The 652-nt window shown below is 62.1% G+C and carries 1 protein-coding gene; it reads right to left on the bottom strand.

Going from position 1 to position 652, the window contains the following annotated elements:
- On the bottom strand, positions 1–550 hold a 550-nt coding region (locus FCU66_RS40735; RefSeq protein ID WP_181956596.1), incomplete at its 3' end, for an ATP phosphoribosyltransferase regulatory subunit.
- Positions 551–652: the final 102 nt, after the last annotated feature.

Genomic DNA, 652 nt, shown 5'->3' with positions numbered 1-652 from the left:
CGATCGCCTCCAGCACACCGTCGAGCACCTTGCGGTTGTTGACGCGGATGACGTAGTCGCCGCGCTTGATGCCGAGCGCTTCCATGACGTCGGCCATCATCATCGCCATTTCGGCATCGGCGGCCACACCCGGCGTGCCGATCGTGTCGGCGTCGAACTGCATGAACTGGCGGAAGCGGCCCGGACCGGGCTTCTCGTTGCGGAACACCCAGCCGGAGCGATAGCTGCGATAGGGTTTGGGCAGGCGCTCGTAATTCTCGGCGACAAAGCGCGCCGTCGGCGCGGTCAGGTCATAGCGCAGCGATAGCCACTGGTCGTCATCGTCCTGGAAGGAGAACACGCCTTCGTTCGGCCTGTCCTGGTCGGGCAAGAATTTTCCAAGCGCATCGGTGTATTCGATCAGCGGCTGGTCGGCCGGTTCGAAACCGTAAAGCTCATAGACCGAGCGGATCGTTGCCATCATCTTCTCGACGGCGCGGATGTCCTCGGCGCTGCGGTCGGCAAAACCGCGCGGCAGTCGCGCTTTCGTCTTTTCCGATTTGTCGGCCATGAGCTGGGGTCTTTTTGTTGGATAAATGCGGACTTGTTTCGAGTGCGCGTGTCCTAGCCGAAGCGGCTTTGTGCGGCAAGGCCGCGCGCTCTTCCTTCTCCC

Source organism: Mesorhizobium norvegicum, assembly GCF_004919685.1.
GTDB lineage: Bacteria > Pseudomonadota > Alphaproteobacteria > Rhizobiales > Rhizobiaceae > Mesorhizobium > Mesorhizobium norvegicum.
This window is presented reverse-complemented; position numbering and strand designations above follow the sequence as displayed.